Below are 6,992 nucleotides of genomic sequence, written 5' to 3'. Positions count from 1 at the left end.
CCCGCGACGTCTTCCGTATTCTCACCCACGGCCACGAACCAGCGACCAAACCCGCTTCTGACTGTTGACAAGACATAGGAGCATCCCGTTGCCCGATTACCGGCTTGGCCTGCTGGAGCCCGCCCCGAGCGGTCCTCGCTGAAGCTCGGGCTGCCTCATCAGGGGCTTCGCCCCAGCGAGGGGCCTGCCGGCCCCTCGCGCTCCCCGGCTCGTGAGCTGGGAACCAGAGGGACTTACCTGCTCCGATCCCATGTCCGATGTTCGATCGCGGAGCGTGCGTGCCGCAGCAGCCGATCAGGAGTGTCGATGCCGTCCACGTCGGCAGGCTGCATTGGAGCAGCATCTCCGGCGTGATCCGATCCGGCACCATGATCAGAACGTAGCGGAAACCCGCGACAATTCAGCGTCTGCCGAGGTCGGTTGGCACTCCGGTCGAGCGTGGCCGCGTCGAGCCGCACCGCACGGGCGTGATGGCCGGCGGGCACCTCCACTGATCGCGTGAATCATCCACGACCGAACCGCGTCAGGGCTATGGTTGCAAATTCACGATCATGGAGGAAGCACTATGAAGCAGACCATAGCCCTGCGGATCGGGCGGTCGGCGCTCGTGGCGGCGCTGGCCGGAGGCGTCGTGCTGGCGGGCGTCGCGCCCGCCGCGAACGCCGCCGCCACCACCCAGAAGAGGACGTTGGGCCCGTTCGGGTACGGCGGCATCAAGCTCGGGATGACCGAGGCGAAGGCCAAGGCGACCGGCCTGATCGTCCGCAAGTCCATCAGCGTCCCCACCAAGTGCTCCACCTATGACCTCAAGGAGCGGCGGTACAGCGGCAACCGGGCGGGGTTGTACATCTCGAAGAAGCAGGGCGTGGTCACGATCTCCGCGCCCGGCCGCAGCGTCAAAACGCCTCAGGGCATCGGCATAGGCTCCACTCCCGCGCAGTTGAAGGCCGCCTACCCCAACCTGAAGCAGAACGACCCGCTGTACGGCACCGTCGCCGCCGTGCCGGGCAACCCCAGAGCGTCCTACGTCTTCCTCGTGTCGAAGAACATGGTCCTCGGTGTGACCCTGGTCCTGACCGCCCAGAACTGCCTGAGATAGCGGCCCGTCACGCGGACTCGTCCGTCCGACCTGCCCTGCTGTGGACGGACGAGCTCGGCCCTCTTTCCTGCTGACGCCGAGACCACCGATCACCTGCGGCGCTCCGCGGCAGGCGCCTCGCTCGGGTGCGCTCCAGCAGGCAGCCCCGAGTACGCGAGCCGAGACGGGTTCGGCTCTTTCACAAGGATTGTGATCAGACCCACGCTAACGTGGCGAACATGAGCGTGTCGGTAGCCGAGGCGCCGGGCATCGGCGTCGTAGAACTCCTCATCATCCTTGTCGTGCTGGCCCTCGTCGTCGGCGGCGTCACGGCACTCATCATCGTCATTGTCAAAGCCACCCGACCGACCCGGCCGATCCACCCCATGGCACCGCCACCCAACGGCTTCGCATCCGGGCAGGCGCCGCCGCAGCCCCCGTTCGCCGCACCTCCCGCCCCCCAGCCTCGGCAACCCCAGGACGATCTCGCCACTCGGGTACGGCGTCTCAAGGAGGAGGGGCGCACCGACCAGGCCATCCATCTCGTCATCGGTGAGACCGGCATGGGACACGGCGAAGCGACACAGTTCGTCAACACCCTTTGACGTCCCTGTCCTGGCAGCTGCCGACAGCTGACCGACGGGCAAGGCACGTGGAGCGCCCGGTGCGTGGCGACGCGCACGCCGGGTGCGGCGGGCGGGCCGGCGAAACCCACCGTGAGCGATCATGGCAGGGCGCCCCCCGTCCAGACGCGATCCCCCGCTCGAACACGATCCTGATCGAGATCGTCATGTGCGACGCGTAGGGCGAAGGGGGAAAGGCGCTGAGCGCCATTCCACCGGCGCGGTCTGGTGTTGCGAGGTCGCTCCGTAGGACTTCCAGTAAGGCCGAGCACCCGGCTGTTGTCCTGTCTCGTTGAGCTTGAGGCGTGAGGCTTTCCTGAGCTGCGGTGCCTCAGAATGGATGAGACAGGTCGATACGGTCGCACCCCATTGATCATGAGGCAGATCTGTGGATGTCTCAGCCTGCAAGAAGGTGTCTCTCATCCCTCCGAAGCTCTGGCGGTCGCGGCAACGTGCTCGTCGGCGGTCATGCCGAGGTTGGGGTCGTGTCGGTTGAGGTCGTGCTGGTCGTCGGCCCATTGCTGGTAGTCCCGCCGAACGGTGAGCTCGTCGGAGTCGACAACGTGGGCGATATCGGCCCAGGTGACCCCGGCCAGCAACGCGTGGTGGATGTTGGCGGGATGGCGAACGGTGCGTGCGATGCACTCCGCCAGCGCCAGTAGGTCGATGTGCTCGGCCACGGTAAGCGGAGGACGGTCATCAGTTCCATGCCTGGCGGGGTCATAGATCCCTCGGTCCACCAGCTCCATCCGGGCGCGAGCCGATGCGTGCTTGACGGCCAACTCGTTATAGCGCTCCAGCTGCTGACCGACGGGCATGTCGTAGCGAGCGTCGCGCCAGGTGGGGATGTGCTCAGGCATGGTCATCACGACTCCTCCAGGGCGATCAGGTCATTGGCTTCGATACTGCCTCACCTCCGTGAGACGAACAGCCAGATACCTCAGATCGCGGAACCTGCCTCACGTCCAACAGACAGGACAGCTATTCGCGGGGCAGCGTGCGGGCGAAGTGGGCCGCTGCGGCGTCCACCGCCGTCGTGACCTGCGGTTCCTGGTCATAGAAGGCGAACTGGTCGCCCTCGGTCCAGACGAACTCCTTGGGCCCGGCCAGCGCGGCGTGGAAGCGCCGCGCCCCGTCCGGGATGGCGGCGTCCTCGCTGTGGACGAGCAGGACGGGTTGGGTGAGGCGGGAGGCAAGGGAGATCGAGTCGTAGTCGAGCCAGCCCGGCCATGCCATCACCGCGAAGCGGTTGGGCCACTGCGGGAGGCCGCCGCGGTCAGAATTGAGGTAGAAGTCGATGTCGAACGGCATGGCGGCGCGAGGGTCGGAGCCGCTGACGACCGGCACGTACTCGACCTCGCCGGTCGCCTCGTACTTCGCGCGTGCCCGGGCGGCCTCGGCGAGCTTGCCCGCGACGCCATCCTCGCCGCCGTACACCTCCCGGCAGATCTCGGGGTCGTGCAGCCAGGGCGCGACGAGCGCCAGCGACCGGATGCGGGGATCGTCGACGGCGTTCCCGCTCATGTACATCGCGGCCGCGCAGACGCCGAGGGCGCCGAGACGGGCGGCGTTCACCGCAGGATGTTCGGCGAGGAAGGTAACCGCGTGGTTGATGTCGCGGATCTTCCGTTCCGGCACTTCGCAGTCGCGAGGCTCGCCCTCGGATTCGCCATAGCCGGTGAAGTCGAAGGACAGGGCGGCGAACCCGCGGTCGGCGAGCCGTTCGGCGTACCGGTCGGCCATCAGCTCCTTGACGCTCGTCCAGGTGCCCGCCACCACGATGCCCGGCACCTGACCGGCGCCGTCGGGCAGAAACAGGTTCCCGGTCAGCGTCACGTCGCCGGCGGAGAACTTCACCTTCTGCACGGTGGTCATGAACGTTTGCTCCTTCGATCAGTTCGCATAGGTCAGTTCGGCTTTGGTGATGGACGAGCCGTTGACGGTGAAGGCGTAGTAGGCATCGAAGCCTCCCTGGCCGCCGGGGGCGAAGCGCACCAGGAGGCGCTGGTGACCGGGCCGGTTCTCGGCGACCCGGATGACGGTCAGGCTGCCGCCGATGACCTCGGCCCGAGCCCAGTCGCGGATCGCGGCGCGACCCTTGAAACGCCGCCCGACGTCAATGAGCTCCGCGTCGGCGGCGAACGCTCCCGCCAGCGCGTCGAGGTCTCGGCCGTTGACCGCGGTGACGTAGGCACTCACCGGCGCGAGCAGCCCATCCGTCCCTTCCTGGGGAGTGCCGGCGCAGGCGGCAGGCGTCTTCGCGGGGTCCTCGGCGGACAGCTCCCGCGCGACGGCCTTGATGTTCTCCTGCACGATGGTCGGAAGATCCGCGACCGGTGGATGGCCGGGGTAGGCGCGGTCCAGCTCGGCGATGATCGACTTCTGCTCGCCGGGGCCGACCGTCCTGCCCTTGGGCGAGTCCGGGGCGACGGCCGGCCGGACCAGAGCGCGGAATACCTGGAGATACCGGCGCTGCTCGTCGATCAATGCGCGGGCCGGGCCTGCGGCACCGTGTCCCGGGTACATCGTCCTGGCCCTGGAGAAGCGCCCACCGAGCTGATCGAGGATCTGGAGCCAGCCACAGCTGGTCCCCTCGATCAGCGCGGGCGTGACCTTACCGGTCGCCAGGTCACCGGAGAAGAGGTCGCCGGTGTCGGGACGGTAGTAGACGCTCGCGGTATCGGACTCTCCGTGGGCGAACGTGGCGGTCTCGAAGCGGAGGCCGCCGACCTGCAACGGTGCGCCGTCCTCGAAGGTCCGGTCGGCGTAGGTGAGCTTGGCGGGGAAGTCCGCGTTCGCCGAACGGGCCAGCGGGTAGAAGCCCCGATCGTCCTCCCGCATCGTCTTGTCGGTCGCCTTGGACGCGTAGATGGGGGCCTTGGGGAACGCCTCGTGAAAGGCGCCCGCCCCGCCCACATGGTCGGGATGGGAGTGGGTGAGCAGGATGGCGGCGACCGGCCTGCCGGTCTTCTTGATCTCCGCCACCGCTTTGCGGGCATCGGTCGGCGTGCGCAGGGTGTCGATGAGGATCAGGCCCTCCGGTGCCTGGATCCAGTAGGTGTTGACCGAACCCGGGTTGGACGAGGCGAAGCGTCCCGGCTCCGCCTTTTGCGCGGGCGGCGCCGCGGGCTTGTCGTCCTTTTGCGCAGGTGGCGCCGCGGGCTTGGCCGCGTTCGAACAGCCCGCCACCGACGCGATCGCGCATGCGGCGGCGGAGCTTGCGGCGAGAAGGCGCCGCAATCTCTGGTTCATCTATAGCCTTCGTGGAGTCGGGATGCGGGGGTTCAGCGGAAGTCGTCCGCGTGGGCCTGTGCCCACTGCTCGAAGGTGCGGGGCTCGCGGCCGGTGACCTCGCGGACGGTCGGGCGGACGATCGACTCGTCGAGCGAGCCGTTCACGTAGAAGTCGAAGAACGCGTCCACGTACTCGACGGGCATGGTGGCGAGCAGGTCGGCGCGCGCCTCCTCGTTCGTCAGGCCCACGAACTCCAGATCGCGGCCGAGGACCTCGGCCAGCACGGCGACCTGGTCGGCGGGCGACATCGCGACCGGACCGGTCGGCTGGAGGATCTCGCCCCGGTGCTCGTCCGACAGCAGCGTGCGGGCGGCGACGGCCGCGATGTCGTACGGATCGACGCTCGCCGTGCGGACGTCCGGGAACGGGACCCGCACCCGATCGCCGGACCGGAGCTGCGGCAGCCAGCGTAGGGCATTGGACATGAACGCGCTCGGCCGCAGAATCGTCCACGGCAGCCCGGACTCCCGCACGGCGGACTCGGACACGGCCATGAAACGGGTCACCGCGTTGGTCATGTCGCCGCTCCCGGCCGAGCCGCCAGACAGCAGCACGAACTGTTCCACTCCCGCACGCCGGGCCTCGGCCACCAGGCCCGGCATGTCCTCGTACCCGGGGAGCAGGAACACCGCGCGGGCCCCGCCCAGCGCTCCGGTCATGCTCTCCGGCCGGTTGAGGTCGCCCGTCACCGCCTCCACGCCGTCCGGCAGCGGTATGGTGTCCGGCTTCCGCACCAGCGCCCGGACGGGTTCACCGGCTGCGGCGAGGGCCCGGACCACTTCGGAGCCGACGTTGCCTGTCGCGCCCGTCACCAAGATCATTTCATTGTCCTTCACAGGGCGTTCACCAGGGGAGGGGACGGCCGTCGCGGAAGAACCCGCCGGTCGGGCCGTCGTCGGGCAGTGTGGCCGCCCAGACGACGCCGGCCGCGCCCTCGGAGACGGGGCGGCCGCCCGGGCCTCCCATGTCCGTCGCGACCCAGCCCGGGCAGATCGCGTTCACGAGGACGCCGTCACCGCGAAGCTCCGCCGCCAGCATGCGGGTCAGGGCGTTGAGCGCCACCTTGGTGGTGCCGTACGCCGGGGTGCCGCCGCCCATGTTGGTCAGCGAGGCCACCTCGCTGGAGACGTTGACGATCCTGGGGTGCCTGCTCTCGCGCAGGAGCGGCAGCAGCTCCTGGATCAGCCGCCAGGGACCGTACAGGTTCGTCTCGGCGGCCTCGCGGACGACGTCCAGGTCGGCGGACACGCCGCTCTGCCAGGTGTCGTAGGTGATGGCGGCATTGTTGACCAGAACGTCCAGCCGCCCGTACCGCTCGGCGACAGCGGCCGCCGCCCCCGCGATGTCCTCCTCGGAGGTGACGTCGAGCCGTAGCGGGACGACATCACCTCCGAGTTCCCTGGCCGTGATCTCGGCCGCCTCCCGCGATCGGGCGGTGAGGAGGACGGTGCGGCCGAGTGTCGCCAGCTGGTGGCAGACCTCCCGGCCGATCCCCCGGTTGCCGCCGGTCACGAGGGCGATCATCCGTTTCCCGCCGCCAGAGACATCAGGTTCCGGTTGCCGTCGGCCCAGGTGGCGGTCATCACCACAGCGGCGATCTTCCACGCGCCGTCCGAGCGGACCAGGTCGAAGCGGTAGGTGCCGCCCAGCGTCCACAGCGGCGAGCCGAACGGATCGGCGAGGCGGTGCGTGGCCTGGAACGACGCCGTGCAGAGCGCGGTGTCGCCGTCGACGGTCACCAGGTGGTTCGTGATCAGGTGCTGCGTGGCGTCGAACGCGCCAAGCAGGCCCGACCATGCCTCGACGATCTGCGCCGGCGTCAGCACGGCAGGCTCGCCACCGTTCAGGCTGGTGTAGTCCAGGGTCACCGATTCCGCGAACACCTCGCCCAGGCGGTCCCATTCGCGCTGGTCGGCGTGCCATGCCATGCGGGTGCAGGTCTCGATGATCGCCAGGCGATCCTCCGTGGTGCTCATGCCGCAATCGTGGCGTCGACC

General features: G+C 68.8%; 8 protein-coding genes. 2 read left to right on the top strand and 6 right to left on the bottom strand.

Going from position 1 to position 6,992, the window contains the following annotated elements; all coding sequences use genetic code 11:
• The first annotated feature begins 565 nt into the window (after nt 1-565).
• Both ACIBVN_RS17000 and ACIBVN_RS16995 read left to right on the top strand, forming a co-directional pair.
• Nucleotides 566-1,099: a hypothetical protein gene (locus ACIBVN_RS17000; RefSeq protein WP_397137224.1), complete on the top strand. Its 534-nt coding sequence runs from the start codon at nt 566-568 to the stop codon at nt 1,097-1,099.
• Between the two features lie 209 nt (nt 1,100-1,308).
• Nucleotides 1,309-1,683 (top strand): hypothetical protein, encoded by a 375-nt coding sequence (locus ACIBVN_RS16995; RefSeq protein ID WP_397137222.1) that lies wholly within the window; start codon nt 1,309-1,311, stop codon nt 1,681-1,683.
• Nucleotides 1,684-2,120: 437 nt separating this feature from the next.
• On the opposite strand, the gene ACIBVN_RS16990 is transcribed toward ACIBVN_RS16995, so the two are convergent.
• The 6 genes from ACIBVN_RS16990 to ACIBVN_RS16965 form a co-directional block, all read right to left on the bottom strand.
• Entirely contained in the window at nt 2,121-2,567 is a 447-nt protein-coding gene (locus ACIBVN_RS16990; RefSeq protein ID WP_397137221.1) for a hypothetical protein, read from the bottom strand.
• Between the two features lie 115 nt (nt 2,568-2,682).
• Nucleotides 2,683-3,576, bottom strand: coding sequence for an alpha/beta hydrolase (locus ACIBVN_RS16985; RefSeq protein WP_397137219.1), 894 nt, complete (start codon nt 3,574-3,576; stop codon nt 2,683-2,685).
• Between the two features lie 18 nt (nt 3,577-3,594).
• Entirely contained in the window at nt 3,595-4,953 is a 1,359-nt protein-coding gene (locus ACIBVN_RS16980) for an MBL fold metallo-hydrolase (protein ID WP_397137217.1), read from the bottom strand.
• A 32-nt stretch (nt 4,954-4,985) separates the two neighbouring features.
• Nucleotides 4,986-5,816 carry an NAD(P)H-binding protein gene (locus ACIBVN_RS16975; RefSeq protein ID WP_397137215.1) on the bottom strand — a complete coding sequence of 277 codons (831 nt, stop codon included), beginning with the start codon at nt 5,814-5,816 and terminating at the stop codon, nt 4,986-4,988.
• A gap of 22 nt (nt 5,817-5,838) precedes the next feature.
• On the bottom strand, nt 5,839-6,519 hold the full coding sequence (locus ACIBVN_RS16970) for an SDR family oxidoreductase (RefSeq protein ID WP_397137213.1): 681 nt from the start codon (nt 6,517-6,519) through the stop codon (nt 5,839-5,841).
• Nucleotides 6,516-6,971, bottom strand: coding sequence for a nuclear transport factor 2 family protein (locus tag ACIBVN_RS16965; RefSeq protein ID WP_397137211.1), 456 nt, complete (start codon nt 6,969-6,971; stop codon nt 6,516-6,518). Before ACIBVN_RS16965 ends, ACIBVN_RS16970 begins: the two co-directional genes overlap by 4 nt.
• Nucleotides 6,972-6,992: the final 21 nt, after the last annotated feature.

Origin of the sequence: Nonomuraea sp. NPDC049400 (assembly GCF_044466425.1) — a bacterium.
Lineage (GTDB): Bacteria > Actinomycetota > Actinomycetes > Streptosporangiales > Streptosporangiaceae > Nonomuraea.
The sequence above is the reverse complement of the archived record's forward strand: the minus strand, read 5'-3'. Positions and strand labels throughout refer to the sequence as shown.